The organism is Chryseobacterium sp. HNCC26DJ239 (assembly GCF_057180445.1).
This window is the reverse complement of sequence record NZ_JBXUGJ010000001.1, coordinates 103,995-121,130: the sequence shown is the minus strand read 5'-3', so window position 1 is coordinate 121,130 and position 17,136 is coordinate 103,995. Positions and strand designations below refer to the sequence as shown.

Genomic DNA, 17,136 nt, shown 5'->3' with positions numbered 1-17,136 from the left:
TACAACTTTAAAACATAGAAATATTATGAAAAAAGCGATAATATTTCTGATGCTTTTGTTCTCTGTTTTCAGTTTTGCTCAAACGACAAAAACGTACTTTACTTGTCCGATGGACCCGGAAGTAGTTTCTTCCAAACCGGGAGATTGCCCAAAATGCGGAATGACCTTACGGAAAAAAACGGTTGTTTTACAGCCAAAAACTGTTGTAAAACCAGCAGTGAAACCTATTCCTAAAGCAGAGGTTAAAACAAAAGAAATTCAGAAAAAACCAACTATTCAGAAGAAAAATACAGTGGCACAGCCTAAAAAAACAAGTTCTGTTGCTAAAACTAAGACATCAACAGAAGTTCTGAATCCTAAAAACACAAATCAGCATAAAAGCGAAACTGTATCAAAAGAAGTTGTGGCTCAACCTAAAAAGGATTTTCACAATCACACCAAGAAATTTACTTGCCCAATGCATCCGGAAATTATTTCTGATAAACCGGGTAAATGCCCAAAATGTGGGATGAATTTGGTAGAAATTGAAGACGATTCTCAAACTCAGAATGATACCGAATCTTCAAATTCTTCTTTAAAAAGAAATTCTTCAAACGGTAAAGTAAGTTTTGGAGGTAAAACGGTACGATATGATTTGTATGTAAAAGATACGATTGTAAATTTTACTGGAAAAGAGCGTCGTGCAATTGCCGTAAACGGAAAGTTACAAGCTCCGACTTTGTATTTTACAGAAGGCGATACTGCAGAAATTTACCTTCATAACATGCTTAAAGAAAATACAGGTTTTCATTGGCACGGTGTTATTTTACCAAATGAGCAGGATGGAGTTCCAAATTTAACTACCAAGCCTGTAAAACCGGGAGAAACTCATTTATATAAATTTAAAATCTCACAAAACGGTACTTATTGGTATCATTCTCACGAAAGTGTGCAGGAGCAGATTGGGATGAATGGTATTTTGGTTTTCAAAAAAAGAGAAGGCGATCCTGCAGTAAAGTATACACAGGAAATTCCTGTTTTGTTGGGAGATTGGAGTAATGACAATCCTAAGCAAATCGCAAGACGTCTGCACATGGCTAATACCGATTGGTACGCAATTAAAAAAAATGCGGTGCAAAGTTATTGGGAAGCCATAAAATCTGGAAATTTCGGCACAAAAGCACTCAACGAGTGGAAAAGAATGGAAGCCATGGACGTAAGTGATGTGTATTATGACAAGTTTTTAATTAATGGGCAGCCAAGTTCTCAATATTCAAATTTAAAAGCTGGAGATAAGGTTAGGCTTAGAGTTGCAAATGGAGGTTCTTCTACTTATTTCTGGCTAAATTTTGGCGGTGGTAAAATAAAAGTTGTGGGCAACGACGGAAACGATATTGTTCCTATAGAAGTAGACCGTCTAATTGTGGGCGTGTCGGAAACCTACGATATTGAAGTAACTATTCCTGAAGATAAAAGTTTTGAATTTCGTGCAACTTCCGAAGATAGGATTGGTCATGCGTCGCTTTGGCTTGGTACAGGGGAAAAAGTAGAAGCTCCTAACTTACCCAGACTAATGCTTTTTGAGGGAATGAAAATGATGAACGGAATGATGGAAATGAGCGGAAACATGAAACCGATGAATATGACGATGGGAAATCAAATGATGGATATGAATGAAGTAATGTACCCCGAGCTTTCTGAAAACCAAAGAAAAACAACCATGAAGCACATGAATGAAATGATGGGCGTAAAAACTAAGGAAAAAGAAGGTGTAGACCATTCTAATCATTCTGGAATGAACATGGTTGAAGAAAAAAATATTAAAAGGTTGTCTTATAATATTATCAAATCTCCTGAAAAAACCATTCTTCCGACGGATAGTGTTCGTAGCTTAAATTTTACACTTCAAGGAAATATGAATCATTATTTGTGGACGTTGGATAATAAAACGGTGGCAGAAACAGATAAGATTTTAGTGAAAAAAGGAGAGATTTTACGAATTAAAATGTATAATAATTCGATGATGCGTCATCCGATGCATCTTCATGGTCATGATTTTAGATTAATTAATTCAAAGGGAGAATATTCACCTTTAAAAAACGTGGTAGACATCATGCCGATGGAAACCACCACGATAGAATTTGCCGCAAATCAGGATGGTGATTGGTTTTTCCATTGTCATATTTTGTATCATATGATGGCAGGAATGGGTAGAATTTTCAGCTATGAAAATTCAAAACCTAATCCACAGTTGCCAAATAAAAAATTAGCTTGGAAGAATTTTATTGCAGACAACAGAATGGTTAGTTCTATGGCGATGCTTGATGTGGCTTCAAATAAAATCCATGCAGAAAGCATGACGATGATTGGGCCAAGATGGGCCAATTTGAACGAGTTTCATTCAAACTGGGATTTTAACCATTGGGAAGGAAATTTTAAAGTGGGTAGATTTTTGGGGAAATTTCAGTGGGCACTTCCTTACGCAGGTCTTAGAATTCAGAAAAACCATGAAATTATGGAAAGAATAATGGCTGAAAATATGGACACCAAATATCATGGCAAAAAGACTTGGTTTGGGCAGCAAGCTACTTCTAAAACCAAAGGTGCTTTTGTTTTGGGGATGCAGTACGTCTTACCGATGTTAATTACTGCAGATGCAAGTGTAGACCAAAATGGCAAAGTTTTATTAGAATTATCTAGAGAAGATATTCCGATTTCTAGAAGATGGAGAGCTAATTTTACGGTAAATTCTGATGGTGAGTTCAACACAGGGTTGCGATACATTGTGCAGAAATGGCTTTCATTATCTGGGAATTACGACAACGAAATGGGATGGGGTGCAGGTGTTACTTTGGTATACTAATGTGCTTTAAGATCATATAAAAGAAACGGCTCCGAAAAATTCGGAGCCGTTTCGCTGTGTAGAGATTTTATCAATAATTAATCAAATAAGGTCGTAAAATAATTGCTAATTACCGTCCAGAAATTCTTTCCTAAAAGATAAATAAGCGTAGAAGTAATAATTCCTTTCACGGTAAAGAAAATAATACCACCGATGCCAAATTTCTTCACCAGCGATTTCCATTTAGACTTTTTCTTTTCGTCTTCCGCTTCATTTACCGTTTTGTTATTTTCCATCTCTGAAATTCAAATGATTACCCTACAAAGATAGTCATATTTATAATCATTCCAAATAATTTTCAATCTAAATTCTCTTAAATTTTTTTGTTACCGATAATTTTTTATCTTTAGAAAAACGAAAAGCTAAATATTTATGTCAAAAAAATCTAAAGATTTTGGAATTGAAAAAACACTTCAAAATCTGGGTATTAAAGAAGAAAATAAAGGAACTTCTACAGGAGGTAAATTTTTCGCCTCTGGAAAAACAATAGAAAGCTATTCTCCTGCAGATGGTAATCTTATAGCAAAAGTAAAGGTTTCAGGCGAGTCTGATTACGATACGGTAATTGAGACAGCCGAGAAAGCCTTCAAAGAATTCAGACAAATTCCTGCACCAAAAAGAGGTGAAATCGTAAGACAGTTAGGTTTAAAATTAAGAGAATACAAAGCTGATTTAGGGAAATTGGTCTCTTACGAAATGGGTAAATCTCTTCAGGAAGGTTTAGGAGAAGTTCAGGAAATGATTGATATCTGCGATTTTGCGGTGGGTGTTTCTAGGCAACTTCATGGCTACACGATGCATTCCGAAAGACCTGGTCACAGAATGTACGAGCAATATCATCCTCTTGGAATTGTTGGGATTATCACAGCGTTCAATTTTCCGGTAGCAGTTTGGTCGTGGAATACAGCTTTAGCATGGATTTGCGGAAACGTTACCATCTGGAAACCATCCGAAAAAACACCACTTTGCGCCATCGCTTGCCAAAATATTATGAACGAAGTTTTAAAGGAAAACAACCTTCCAGAAGGTATTTCTAGCGTTTTGGTTGCAGACCACGAAATTGGACAAAAATTAGTTGAAGATAAAAGAGTTTCTTTAGTTTCTTTCACAGGTTCTACAAGAGTGGGAAGAATGGTTTCTTCGAAAGTGGCGGAAAGATTTGGTAAATCGATTTTAGAATTGGGAGGGAATAATGCAATTATTATTTCGGAGCACGCAGATTTGAATATGTCGATAATTGGAGCCGTTTTTGGAGCTGTTGGAACTGCAGGACAGCGTTGCACTTCTACAAGACGATTAATTATTCATGAAAGTGTGTATGATGAAGTTAAAAACAGGCTGGTAAAAGCTTACGGACAATTAAAAATCGGAAATCCTTTAGACGAAAACAATCATGTTGGTCCTTTAATTGACGAAGATGCGGTAAATAACTACGTTAAAGCAATAGAAAAATGTAAATCTGAAGGAGGAAATTTCATCGTTGAAGGTGAAGTTTTAAAAGGTAAAAATTATTCATCAGGTTGCTATGTAAAACCATGTATTGCTGAAGTGAAAAATTCTTACGAAATCGTTCAGCACGAGACTTTCGCACCGATTTTGTATATCATGAAATATTCAAATTTGGAGGAAGCGATTGCAATGCAAAATGATGTTCCTCAAGGATTGTCTTCGGCAATCATGACGCAGAATTTGAGAGAAGCAGAATTGTTCCTTTCTCATGCAGGTTCAGATTGTGGAATCGCGAATGTAAATATTGGAACTTCCGGCGCAGAAATCGGTGGTGCTTTCGGTGGAGAAAAAGAAACTGGAGGTGGAAGAGAATCTGGTTCTGATGTTTGGAAGTATTACATGAGAAGACAAACCAATACTATAAATTATACAGCGGAACTTCCTTTAGCACAAGGAATTAAATTCGATTTGTAAAGCTTTAATTAAAATAGGAACAACGTTGAAAAACAAAAATTAATATGGAAAATTACACAGAAATACAACCTAATAAAGTAAAATCTACCGTTGCCAAACACGTTTTAGCGGATGGTTTTGATTTTGTAATCGACCTTGAAAAATCTCAAGGTTCGTGGATTCATGATAAAGTTTCAGGGAAAAACTACCTCGATATGTTTTCGATGTTTGCTTCGGCTTCCATTGGTTACAATCATCCGTATCTTTTGGAAAGAGCAGAATGGCTTGGAAAAATGGCCATCAACAAACCAACTTTGGCAGATGTATATCCCGAAGAATATGCCGAATTTTTAGAAACATTTGAACGCGTGGTGATGCCAGAAGAATTGCAATATGCTTTTTTCATTGAAGGCGGAACTTTAGCGGTTGAAAATGCCATGAAAGCGTGTTTTGATTGGAAAACCAGAAAGAATTTTGAAAAAGATTTGGATATAGAAGCAGGAATTTGCATTCATTTCAGACAAGCGTTTCACGGAAGAAGTGGCTACACTTTAAGTTTAACCAATACTTCAGACCCAAGAAAACATCAGTATTTCCCGAAATTTGACTGGCCAAGAATTTTAAATCCGAAACTTCAGTTTCCAATTACCGAAGAAAATTTAGAAGAAACCATCAAAAACGAAAGATTGGCTTTAATTCAGATTGAAGAAGCGATTTTGATGAATCCTGATAAAGTGGCATGTATTATTATTGAACCTATTCAAGCAGAAGGTGGCGACAATCATTTCCGTGACGAGTTTTTTGTTGGGTTGAGAAAACTATGTGATGATAACGAAGTTTTATTAATTTTTGATGAAGTACAAACAGGGATCGCAATTACCGGTAAAATGTGGGCTTTTCAACATTTTAGTGTAAGACCGGATATTATTTCGTTTGGTAAAAAAACGCAGGTTTGCGGAATTTTAGCCAACAAAGAAAAGTTTGATGAAATTCCCAACAACGTTTTCAGAGAAAGTTCTAGAATCAATTCTACGTTTGGAGGAAACTTTACCGATATGCTTCGTTTTAAAATGATAATGGAAGTTATTGAAAAAGAAAACCTGGTAGAAAATGCAAGAAAAGTAGGCGAGTTCTTATTGAATGGTTTACTGGACCTTCAAAATAAATTCCCGGATAAAATTTCAAATGCAAGAGGTCGTGGTTTAATGTGCGCAATAGATTTGCCGACGCCGGAGCAAAGAAATCATCTAAGAAGTATTTTGTATGATAACGGCGTGATTATTTTACCATGTGGCGATCAATCGATTAGGTTCAGACCGCATCTTACTGTGTCAGAGGAAGAAATTCAGATAGTTTTAGATAAAATTATATACCACATTAACGAAATTTAAATAATAAAATTTGCTTTTGCATAAGTTTTTCACTAATTTTAGGTACTCAAAATGAAATATATGGAAAGAAGTACGAGAGTATCAGTTTTTGAAAGCGACAAACCAGCAGAAATTCAGTTGATTAAATCAAAGCTAGACGACGCAAATATTGCAAGCGAAACAGAAAACAATTATCTCACTTTTACTACAACGCCTACTGCAACTACTTTGAAGGTAATGGTAGACTTAAAAGACGAGAAAAAAGCATTCGAAATTATCGACGCTTATTTGCAACAAAGTCAAACAAATTAAATAAAAAACAATTTCATAATTTTAAATTTTACTACTTCGAAACCGAAAATTAATTCATTAGTTTTCGGTTTTTTGTGGCTTATAATTTGTGGAAAGTTTTAATTCAAAAATAACAAATCAACATTCAATGGAACAGAAAATAGAATTAAGAAATGCCAAACATGCAGAGGTTGATAGAATTTGGGAAATTATTCAACAAGCGATTGCTAGAAGAAAAAGCGAAGGCAGTAATCAATGGCAAAATGGTTATCCAAACCGAGATACCATTGTATCTGATGTTTCGAAAGGTTTCGGATTTGTTTTAACTGTAGATGAGGAAATTGCGGTGTACACAGCTTTAATTTTAAATGACGAACCTGCGTATTCTTCCATTGAAGGAGCTTGGCTAAGTAATGGCGAGTTTGTGGTAATCCATCGTGTTGCGGTAGACGAAAACTTCCACGGAAAAGGTTTAGTGAAAATTCTTTTCGACAAAATTGAAGATTTTACAAGATCACACAACATTCAAAGTATAAAAGTAGATACCAACTTTGATAATCTTGCGATGCTCAAAATCCTTGAAAGTAAAGGATATTCTTACTGTGGCGAAGTAATGCTCGCCGGTGGAATGCGCAAAGCATTTGAGAAGATTATTTTTTAAGGCAAAAGTTAAATCTGTTCTCATTGATTCTTTCTTAAACATTTAATTAAAAAAGTCTATCAAGTTTGTTCGTTTTGTTCCGAACCAATATTTACTTTTGCTAAAATTTTGGTTATGGATACAAACATTCAGTTTGATGACAAGATTTTTCAGGATGCTGTACGTTTTTACAGCACAGTTTTTAGTTTACCTCCATTAGCTTCAAAAATTTATGCGTACCTGCTTTTCGATTTTGAAAAAGCGGGCGTTACTTTTGATGAGTTTGTAGACGTTTTCGGAGCGAGTAAAAGCTCGGTTTCTACAAGTTTGGTTCTTCTTTTAAATGCAGAACTCATTGTAGACCACAATAAAATTGATGAAAGAAAGCGCTATTTTTACATTAATGATGATTATAAAAGAATCAGGTTTGAAAAAATTGTACAAAAACTGCAAGACGAGCTAAAACTTCTGGACGACCTTGATGTTTTCAATAAAAAACAAAACAAAAACTACGAAGAATACAACGAAAGGGTAATTGCCTACAAAGACCTGCTTAGTAGAAATATAAAAAATATACAAGAATCTCTTAATAAACTATAGAATGAATACTAAACTACTTATACTTTCTGCAGCCGCTCTTAGTTTGGCGTCGTGTAAGAAAGAAGAACCTAAGCAAGATGCTGCCAAACCTTATCCGGTGATAAAGGTTGAAAGCAGAAACATTACAGGTTATCAAACTTTTCCTGCAAGTATTCAGGGAAAAATAAATAACGATGTTCGTGCTAAAATTCAAGGATACATTACTCAAGTTTTGGTAGATGAAGGGCAATATGTAACGAAAGGACAACCGCTTTTCCGTCTTGAAACCAATACTTTGAGCCAAACGGCCGCTGCTTCAAAAGCAGGAGTTGGTGCTGCAGATTCTAATATTGCTGCTGCTCAAGCTGCTGTTGCTGCCGCAAATGTGGAAGTGAATAAACTGCAACCTTTGGTTCAGAAAAAAATTATCAGCAATGTACAATTGCAAACTGCACAAGCCAATTTAGCACAAGCTGAAGCTCAGCTTCAACAAGCGAGAGCGGCAAAAAGCCAGGCGGTTGCCAATTATAAAAGTGCAGAAGCGAATGTGGAATATTCTATTATTCGTGCGCCTATTTCAGGGGTGATTGGCAAATTACCATTAAGAGTGGGAAGTTTGGTTGGCCCTTCAGATCAAACGGCTTTAACGACGGTTTCGGATACTTCAGAAATCTACGCTTACTTTTCTATGAACGAAAAAGAATATTTCGATTTTCTAGAAAAAACTCCGGGAGCGTCGATGCCTGAGAAAATTAAGAATCTTCCGATGGTAGAATTAGAATTGGCAAACGGAAGTCTTTATCCTGAAAAAGGAAGGGTAGAAGCTATTACTGGGCAAATTGATTCTTCAACAGGAACTATTCAGTTTAGAGTTTCATTTACAAACGCTCAAAAACTATTAAGCAACGGAAACAGCGGTAAAATTAGACTTCCTAAATACTACAACAATGTTTTAGTAATTCCGGAAAGTTCTACGTACGAGCAACAAGGTATTGTTTACGTATATAAAGTAGATAAAGATACTGCGAAAAATACAGTGGTAAATATCATCGACAGAATCGACAATTTAGCATTGATAAAAGATGGTGTAAAACAAGGTGATGATGTTGTTGCACAAGGTGTTGGAAGTTTGAAAAACGGAACTCCAGTAAAAAAACAACCCACCACAACAGATGAAGTGGTAAAATCTCTAAAACCGAAATTCTAACATGATTAAGAACTTTATAAACAGACCGGTTCTGTCTACTGTAATTTCCATACTCATCGTTATTCTCGGTGTTTTGGGGCTTACTGTGTTACCGGTTACACAATATCCAGACATTGCTCCTCCAACGGTAAGTGTGAGAGCAAATTATACCGGTGCAAATGCAGAAACCGTTATGAAAAGCGTTGTTGTTCCTCTAGAGGAGCAAATTAACGGGGTGGAAGGAATGGATTACATTACTTCTACTGCGGGAAATGATGGTTCAGCACAGATTCAGGTGTTTTTTAAACAAGGAATTAACCCCGATATTGCTGCGGTAAACGTACAAAACCGTGTATCAAGAGCGAGCCCGCTTTTGCCAAGTGAAGTTACTCGTTCAGGAGTTGTTACGCAAAAGCAACAAACCAGTGCGTTGATGTATCTTTCTTTTTATTCTGAAAATAAAAATATTGATGATGTTTATCTTCAAAACTTTCTAAACATTAATGTAATCCCGAATCTTCAAAGGATTAATGGAGTAGGTGAAGCTAACGTTTTTGGAGGTAAAAACTACTCGATGAGAGTTTGGTTGGACCCTGCAAAACTTGCGGCGTACGGAATTACTCCAGGAGATGTAAGTACAGCAATTAATGAGCAGAGTAGAGAAGCTGCAGCGGGTTCTATCGGACAAAACAGCGGGAGTTCTTTTGAATATATCATTAAATATGTAGGTAAATTCAACGAGAAAGAGCAATACGACAATATTATCATTAAATCTCTTCCAAACGGGCAGAATTTAATGCTTAAAGATGTTGCTAAAGTAGAATTAGGTGGTCTTTCTTACTCAGGAGTTGGGGAAAATGGCGACAATCCTTCCATTAGTATGGGAGTATTTCAAACACCTGGTTCTAATGCACAAGAGATTATAGAAAACATCAAAAAACAGCTGAAAGCTAATGAAGCTTCTTATCCGGAAGGTGTAAAATATACATTCAACTTTGATACCAATGAATTCCTTGAAGCGTCTATTGAGAAGGTAATTCATACCTTAATCGAAGCATTTATTTTGGTGTTTATCGTAGTGTATATTTTCTTGCAGGATTTTAGGTCTACATTAATTCCGGCCATTGCAGTTCCGGTTTCTATTGTGGGAGCATTTTTCTTCCTTAATTTATTTGGATATTCATTAAATTTATTAACACTTTTTGCTTTGGTATTAGCAATTGGTATTGTGGTAGATGATGCAATTGTGGTGGTAGAAGCCGTTCACGCAAAAATGGAGCAGGGAATTCCTGATGCTAAAAAAGCAACCGTAGAAGCGATGGACGAAATTACGGGTGCAATTATTTCAATTACTTTGGTAATGGCGGCGGTATTTATTCCGGTTACGTTTATTACAGGTCCAACCGGTGTATTTTACCAGCAATTTGGGATTACTTTGATTGTTGCGATTATTATTTCGGCAATTAATGCTTTAACGTTGAGTCCGGTTTTATGTTCATTGTTCTTAAAACCTCACGCAGAGCATCATGAAGGTTATGAAAAGAAAAATTTCATTCAGAAATTCTTTTATAAATTTAATATCGCTTTCCAAACCGCAACAGAACGTTACGGAAGAGGATTTAATTTCCTGATTAAGCATAAATGGGTAACCTTATTGATTTTTGCAATCACAGGAGGGATCATTTATTGGGCAAGCTCAAGCATGAAGAAAGGTTTTGTACCTACAGAAGACAGAGGAATTATCTTTACCGATGTACAGCTTCCTCCAGGTGCTTCTATGGAAAGAACTTATGCGGTTCTGAAAACTTTGCAGAAAAACGCTCAGAAAATTCCAGGAATTCAAGGGGTGACGATTTCTACAGGTAGAGGTTTGTTGTCTGGAAACGGAAGTAATAATGGTTTGGCTTTCATTAAATTAAAGCCTTTCGACGAAAGAAAAGGAGACGACCTTAGTTCTGATGCAATTACTAAAAAATTATTTGGTCTTGCAGGAACTGTTCCAGATGCAAAAGTAGTATTCTTCCAACCTCCAAGTGTACCTGGATTTGGGAACAGTGCTGGTTTTGAGATGGTACTTTTAGATAAAGCAGGTGGTGATTTTGCAAGTTTAGACGGGAAAACCAATGAGTTTATTGGCAATCTAATGCAAAGACCTGAAATTGAGTTTGCTCAAACCTCTTTCAATACAAAATATCCTCAATATCAAATGGAAATCAATGTTCCATTGGCAAAACAGATGGGTGTATCTGTAAACTCTATTTTAGAAACGATGCAAGGTTACATTGGGGGAATTTACAGCGCAGACTTTACCAAGTACGGAAAACAGTTCCGAGTGATGATTCAAGCTCTGCCGGATGATAGAAAAGATGCAAGTAATTTGAACGAATTATACGTGAAAACAGGCTCTGGAACAATGTCGCCAATCTCTCAGTTTGTTACGTTGACGAAAACTTACGGGCCACAATCTGTTGGGCGTTACAATTTATTTAGTTCAGTAAAAATTACAGGAGCAAATGCTGCAGGTTTCAGTACAGGAGACGCTATTGCGGCTGTACAACAAGTGGCGAGTGAAACTTTAGATCAAAATTATGGTGTCGAATTTACAGGTCTTTCTAGAGAAGAGCTAGCTTCTGGTTCGCAAACAATGTTAATTTTTGCCTTGAGTTTAGTATTTGTTTACTTCATTCTTGCAGCGCAGTACGAAAGTTATATTCTTCCTTTAACGGTGGTTATTTCTTTACCATTGGGAGTTATGGGAGCGTATTTTGGGCAAAAAATTATGGGGCTAGAAAATAATATTTATTTCCAGATCGCTTTGATTATGTTGGTGGGACTTTTAGCTAAAAATGCCATCTTGATTGTAGAATTTGCAGTGCAAAGAAGACATCATGGTGAAACAATTGTAGAATCTGCGGTAAATGCGGCAAAAGCAAGACTTCGTCCTATTTTAATGACTTCTTTAGCATTTATCTGTGGTCTTTTGCCTTTGGTTTTGGCAAGCGGAATTGGAGCCGTTGGTAACCGTTCTATTGCAACAGGTGCAGCAATTGGGTTGCTTATCGGAACTATTTTAGGAGTATTTGTGATTCCGGTTTTATATGTAATCTTCCAGGCTTTACAGGAAAAAGTAAAACCTATCAAGCCAAAAGACATGAACTTAGCCGAGTAAGAAATTTAGAGTTTTAAAAATGAAAAAATTATCAATTTATATAAAAGGAACAGCTTTTTCGGTGCTTACTTTGGCAGTAGTTTCTTCTTGTAACATCAGGAAAGAATACGAAAGACCAAAGGATGTTACTAGCGAAAATCTTTTCCGTACAGATATGCTTCCTAAAGATTCTCTATCTATGGCAGAGATTTCTTGGAAGGAGGTTTTCACAGACCCCATTTTACAAGGTCATATCGAGAAAGCTTTAGAGAATAATTTGGATATCAGAATTGCGCTTCAAAGTATTAATTCTGCAGAAGCGTATCTGAAACAAAGCAAAGCAGCATACGAACCAACTCTTTCTGTAGGACCAAATTATACATTTCAGACTCAGTCTGTGAATACACAGTTTGGGCAGATTATCGGGACGAGACGTTACATTAATCAATATGATATTACTTTAAGTCTAGGTTTTGAAGCCGATATTTGGGGAAAATTAAAAGCGCAAGAAAAAGCGCAATTGGCAACTTATTTAGGGACAGTTGCGGCACATAAATCAGTTAAAAGCGGTTTGGTGGCTTCGGTCGCTTCAGCGTATTATCAGTTGTTAACGTTGGATCAGCAGAAGAAAATTATTTCGGAAACCATTAAAGTAAGAGAGCAGAATCTTGAAGCATCAAAAGCTTTAAAAGAAGCAGGAACTCTTACAGAAGTTGCCGTTCAGCAAAGCGAAGCTTTAGTGTACAACGCACAAGCTTCTTTAATAGACATCGATACTCAGATTCAACTTTTAGAAAATACAATGAGTTTGTTGATGGCGGTTCCGTCTCAAAATATTGAACGTTCTACGCTTGAAGTTCAGGTTATTCCTACGGAACTTAAAACGGGTTATCCAGCAAATCTTTTAGCCAACAGACCCGATGTAATGCAGGCTGAATATTCTTTGATGAATGCTTTCGAATTAACCAATGCAGCAAAAGCACAGTTTTATCCAACTTTAAGAATAACGGGTTCTACTGGGGTGCAGTCTGTAGACATAGATCGCTTGTTTAGTGTAAACTCTTTATTTGCGAGTGTTGTAGGAAGTTTAGTGCAGCCTATTTTAAATAAAAGACAAATCAGAACCAATTATGATGTAAGTCTTGCCAATAAAGAAACAGCGTATCTTAATTTCAGAAAAACAATGCTTACCGCAGGGAAAGAGGTTTCTGATGCAATTAGAGTATTTTCTGTTCAGGATTCTTTTATTGCTTTAAAAAGAAAAGAATTAACAGCATATCAAAATTCTGTAAGTTTCTCTAAGGAATTGGTGAATTACGGAATGGCAAATTATCTTGAAGTACTTACCGCAAATGTAAGTGCTTTAAATGCCGAACTGAATATTTCCAATGCACAATACAGCAAAATGAAAGCGGCAGTAGATCTGTACCAGGCTTTAGGTGGCGGGTGGAGATAATCTTACTATCGCATTGATTTTATATTAATCTTGTTTTAAACGTATGCTTTTCGGGGCATACGTTTTCTTTTTTGATGAATTGTAAGCAATTAGCAATATTTTTCAATACTTCTTCAATAAAATTTAACAAAATATTTGCATATATGGTTTAATTACTTACTTTTGTAACGCTTCTTACAAAAGAGGGGGATTGGCGCAGTTGGCTAGCGCGTTTGACTGGCAGTCAAAAGGCCACGGGTTCGAATCCCGTATTCTCCACAAAAAAACTTTATCAAACCTCATAGTCTTATGAAGAAATATTTTTTACTTGTTTTAATGGCTTTCATGTTTATCGGTTGTAACTCTGATGATGATTTAACTATCGTTGATTACATCGGAACTTGGTCTGGAACGTACACCGGATCTAACGATAAAGGAGATTGGAATATTGTTGTAGCCAGTGATGGCGACGTAACCGGAACAATGCATTCGGAGACTTTTAAAGAAAATTACGCAATCAACGGTCATTTAGATAGAACAGGTCAATTAGTTGCAGAACTTACAATGCCAGTAAAAGGAACTTTCAACGGAAATCTGAATATCCAAAAAACAGGAAACGGAACTTGGAATAACAACATTCCTTCACCTGCAAGAAGCGGAACTTGGACAGGCGAAAAAGACGATAAATAATTATTATTAAATCGATATACAAACCACAGTTTTTAAGCTGTGGTTTTTTTATTAAAAAATTGAAGATTAAATTATTTTAATATTCCGAAAAACAAGTTTCAGTGTGTAATCTCTACTATTAATTATTTAAAAATCCGTATTTTTGCACTTCGTGATTTTCAGCTAAAATCACTGCCGAATTATGAGCAAATCAACAGAATATATCGAAGTTTACGGAGCACGTGAACACAATTTAAAAAACATCAACGTAAAAATTCCTCGTAACGAATTGGTTGTTATCACTGGTCTTTCGGGCAGTGGTAAGTCGTCTTTGGCTTTTGATACCATTTTTGCAGAAGGACAGCGTCGTTACATCGAAACCTTTTCGGCGTACGCAAGACAGTTTTTAGGAGGATTGGAGCGTCCTGATGTTGACAAAATTGAAGGTTTATCACCTGTAATTGCCATCGAGCAAAAAACCACCAACAAAAACCCACGTTCAACGGTGGGAACTGTTACCGAATTGTACGACTTTCTCCGTCTTTTATTTGCGAGAGTTTCAGATGCGTATTCTCAAACGACAGGAAAAAAGTTGGTAAGCTACACCGAAGAGCAAATTCTTGATACCATTAAGGAAAATTATAAAGGCGAAAAAATTATGTTGATGGCGCCTGTCGTTCGTTCAAGAAAAGGGCATTACCACGAGCTTTTCGTTCAAATGGCGAAAAAAGGTTACGGACAGGCAAGAATTGATGGTGAACTTCAAGATATTGAATATGATTTGAAACTTGACCGTTACAAAACCCACGATATTGATATCGTAATCGACCGTTGGATTATCGGAGAATCTGCTTCTGAAGCCAGAATGGAAAAATCTCTGAGAACCGCCATGGAAATGGGAGAAGGTTTAATAGGAATTCAAAAATTGGGAAGCACAGACATTGAATATTTTTCTAAAAATTTAATGGATGCCGAGACTGGAAATTCTCTTGCGTTACCAGAACCAAACACGTTTTCTTTTAACTCTCCGAAAGGAAGTTGCCCAAGTTGTAAAGGTTTGGGAACGATTAAAAAAATCAACACCGATTATTTTGTAGAAAACCCCAAATTATCAATCAACCAAGGTGGTTTGTTGCCTTTGGAAGATATTAAATCTAATAAATGGATTTTGTCTCAGATTAAAAATATTCTTGAGATTTTCGGATTGAGCTTGGCGACACCTTTTCAAGATATTCCTGAAGAAGCGCTAGATTACATGTATAACGGTTGTCATAAGGAATTTAATAAAGACTTAAAATACGCCGGTATTACCAAGAAAATCAAAATCAGTTTTGATGGATTGATTCCTTTTATGGAAGAATTGATCGAGGAAAGAGAATCTTACGAAGCAATTTTGCTAGAAAGACATTTTACCACAGAAGAAACTTGTCCGGAATGTAAAGGAACGCGTCTTCAACCTTCAAGTTTAAGTTTTAAAATTGATGGAAAAAATATCGCTGAAATTAATGCCTTAAGTTTAGCAGATTTAAAAGATTGGTTGGCGGATGTAAAAAATAAATTTACAGAGAAAAATGCCATCATCGCTCACGAAATTTTAAAAGAAATTGAAACCCGACTTCAGTTTTTGCTGGATGTTGGTTTGGATTATTTAAGTTTGAGCAGGTCTTCTAAAACGCTTTCTGGTGGCGAATCTCAAAGAATTCGTTTGGCAACTCAGATTGGTTCTCAGTTGGTGAACGTTCTTTATATTTTAGATGAACCAAGCATCGGTTTGCACCAAAGAGACAACGAAAGATTGATTAATTCTTTAAAAAATCTTCGCGATATAGGGAACTCAGTTTTGGTGGTAGAACATGATAAAGACATGATTTTGGAAGCAGATGAAGTTTTAGACATCGGTCCAAGAGCAGGTAAATTCGGAGGTGAAATTCTTTGGCAGGGAAAACCAAAAGATTTACTGAAAGCCGATACAATTACCGCTCAATACATCAACGGAAAAAGAAAAATCGCCATTCCTGAAAAAAGAAGAGAAGGAAATGGTAAAAATATAGTATTAAAAGGCGCTACAGGTAATAACCTTAAAAATGTAACGCTCGATATTCCTTTGGGGAAATTGGTCGTGGTTTCTGGGATTTCGGGTAGTGGAAAATCTTCTTTAATTAACGGAACTTTATACCCAATTCTGAATAAACATTTCTACAGAGCAGTTCAGGAACCTTTGCCTTACAAAAAAATTGAAGGACTCGAAAACATCGATAAAATCGTAGATGTAGACCAAACTCCGATTGGAAGAACGCCTCGTTCAAATCCTGCAACGTACACCGGAATGTTTACCGATATCAGAAATCTTTTTGCCGAATTGCCAGAATCTAAAATTCGTGGTTACAAACCGGGAAGATTTTCTTTCAACGTAAAAGGTGGGAGATGCGAAACTTGTCAAGGCGGCGGTTTGAAGGTGATCGAAATGAATTTCTTACCCGATGTTTACGTACATTGTGAAACGTGCAACGGAAAACGTTTCAACAGGGAAACCTTGGAAGTTCGTTACAAAGGAAAATCGATTTCTGATGTTTTGGATATGACGATTGATGAAGCGGTAGAATTTTTCCAGCCGATTCCTAAAATCTTTGCAAAAGTAAAAACTTTGCAGGATGTTGGTTTGGGTTACATTACTTTGGGGCAACAATCGACAACGCTTTCTGGAGGTGAAGCACAACGTATAAAATTGGCTACGGAATTGGCAAAAAGACAAACCGGAAATACTTTATACATTCTAGATGAACCTACAACCGGACTTCATTTTGAAGACGTAAAAATTTTGATGGATGCCATTAATCAGTTGGTTGAATTAGGAAATTCTTTCATCATTATTGAACATAATATGGATGTGATAAAACTTGCTGACCATATTATAGACGTTGGTCCAGAAGGCGGAAAACACGGCGGACAAATTGTAGCACAAGGAACTCCAGAAGAAATAATTAAGTCTAAAAAGAGCTTGACTGGGAAGTTTTTGAAGAAGGAAATGTAATGTA

At 36.3% G+C, this 17,136-nt stretch carries 12 protein-coding genes and 1 tRNA gene; 12 read left to right on the top strand and 1 reads right to left on the bottom strand.

What is annotated here, in order from left to right; all coding sequences use genetic code 11:
- Positions 1-25 precede the first annotated feature (25 nt).
- Positions 26-2,842, top strand: coding sequence for a multicopper oxidase domain-containing protein (locus tag AC2A1D_RS00610; protein WP_484041730.1), 2,817 nt, complete (start codon positions 26-28; stop codon positions 2,840-2,842).
- A gap of 77 nt (positions 2,843-2,919) precedes the next feature.
- Here AC2A1D_RS00610 and AC2A1D_RS00605 read toward each other — a convergent pair whose 3' ends face one another.
- Positions 2,920-3,117 (bottom strand): hypothetical protein, encoded by a 198-nt coding sequence (locus AC2A1D_RS00605; protein ID WP_484041729.1) that lies wholly within the window; start codon positions 3,115-3,117, stop codon positions 2,920-2,922.
- A gap of 136 nt (positions 3,118-3,253) precedes the next feature.
- Between AC2A1D_RS00605 and amaB the strand changes: the two genes are divergently transcribed.
- The 11 genes from amaB (at position 3,254) to uvrA (ending at position 17,132) form a co-directional block, all read left to right on the top strand.
- Positions 3,254-4,804: an L-piperidine-6-carboxylate dehydrogenase gene (gene amaB, locus AC2A1D_RS00600; protein WP_484041728.1), complete on the top strand. Its 1,551-nt coding sequence runs from the start codon at positions 3,254-3,256 to the stop codon at positions 4,802-4,804.
- A gap of 44 nt (positions 4,805-4,848) precedes the next feature.
- Entirely contained in the window at positions 4,849-6,174 is a 1,326-nt protein-coding gene (gene lat / locus AC2A1D_RS00595) for an L-lysine 6-transaminase (protein WP_484041727.1), read from the top strand.
- A 60-nt stretch (positions 6,175-6,234) separates the two neighbouring features.
- Positions 6,235-6,465: a DUF2007 domain-containing protein gene (locus tag AC2A1D_RS00590; protein ID WP_484041726.1), complete on the top strand. Its 231-nt coding sequence runs from the start codon at positions 6,235-6,237 to the stop codon at positions 6,463-6,465.
- Between the two features lie 127 nt (positions 6,466-6,592).
- A complete protein-coding gene (locus AC2A1D_RS00585) occupies positions 6,593-7,105 on the top strand; it encodes an N-acetyltransferase family protein (RefSeq protein WP_484041725.1) in 513 nt (170 codons plus the stop codon).
- 114 nt (positions 7,106-7,219) lie between these two features.
- The gene (locus AC2A1D_RS00580) at positions 7,220-7,684 is read left to right on the top strand and encodes a transcriptional regulator (protein WP_484041724.1); all 465 of its coding nucleotides are present in this window, start codon (positions 7,220-7,222) and stop codon (positions 7,682-7,684) included.
- Position 7,685: 1 nt separating this feature from the next.
- Complete coding sequence (locus AC2A1D_RS00575) at positions 7,686-8,870, top strand: efflux RND transporter periplasmic adaptor subunit (protein ID WP_484041723.1); 1,185 nt, start codon at positions 7,686-7,688, stop codon at positions 8,868-8,870.
- A 1-nt stretch (position 8,871) separates the two neighbouring features.
- Positions 8,872-12,018 carry an efflux RND transporter permease subunit gene (locus AC2A1D_RS00570; protein WP_484041722.1) on the top strand — a complete coding sequence of 1,049 codons (3,147 nt, stop codon included), beginning with the start codon at positions 8,872-8,874 and terminating at the stop codon, positions 12,016-12,018.
- Positions 12,019-12,037: 19 nt separating this feature from the next.
- Positions 12,038-13,453 (top strand): efflux transporter outer membrane subunit, encoded by a 1,416-nt coding sequence (locus AC2A1D_RS00565; RefSeq protein ID WP_484041721.1) that lies wholly within the window; start codon positions 12,038-12,040, stop codon positions 13,451-13,453.
- A gap of 184 nt (positions 13,454-13,637) precedes the next feature.
- Positions 13,638-13,711: transfer RNA gene (locus AC2A1D_RS00560), tRNA-Ala, on the top strand.
- A gap of 30 nt (positions 13,712-13,741) precedes the next feature.
- The gene (locus AC2A1D_RS00555) at positions 13,742-14,122 is read left to right on the top strand and encodes a hypothetical protein (protein ID WP_484041720.1); all 381 of its coding nucleotides are present in this window, start codon (positions 13,742-13,744) and stop codon (positions 14,120-14,122) included.
- Between the two features lie 181 nt (positions 14,123-14,303).
- Positions 14,304-17,132, top strand: coding sequence for an excinuclease ABC subunit UvrA (gene uvrA, locus AC2A1D_RS00550; protein ID WP_484041719.1), 2,829 nt, complete (start codon positions 14,304-14,306; stop codon positions 17,130-17,132).
- Positions 17,133-17,136 lie beyond the last annotated feature (4 nt).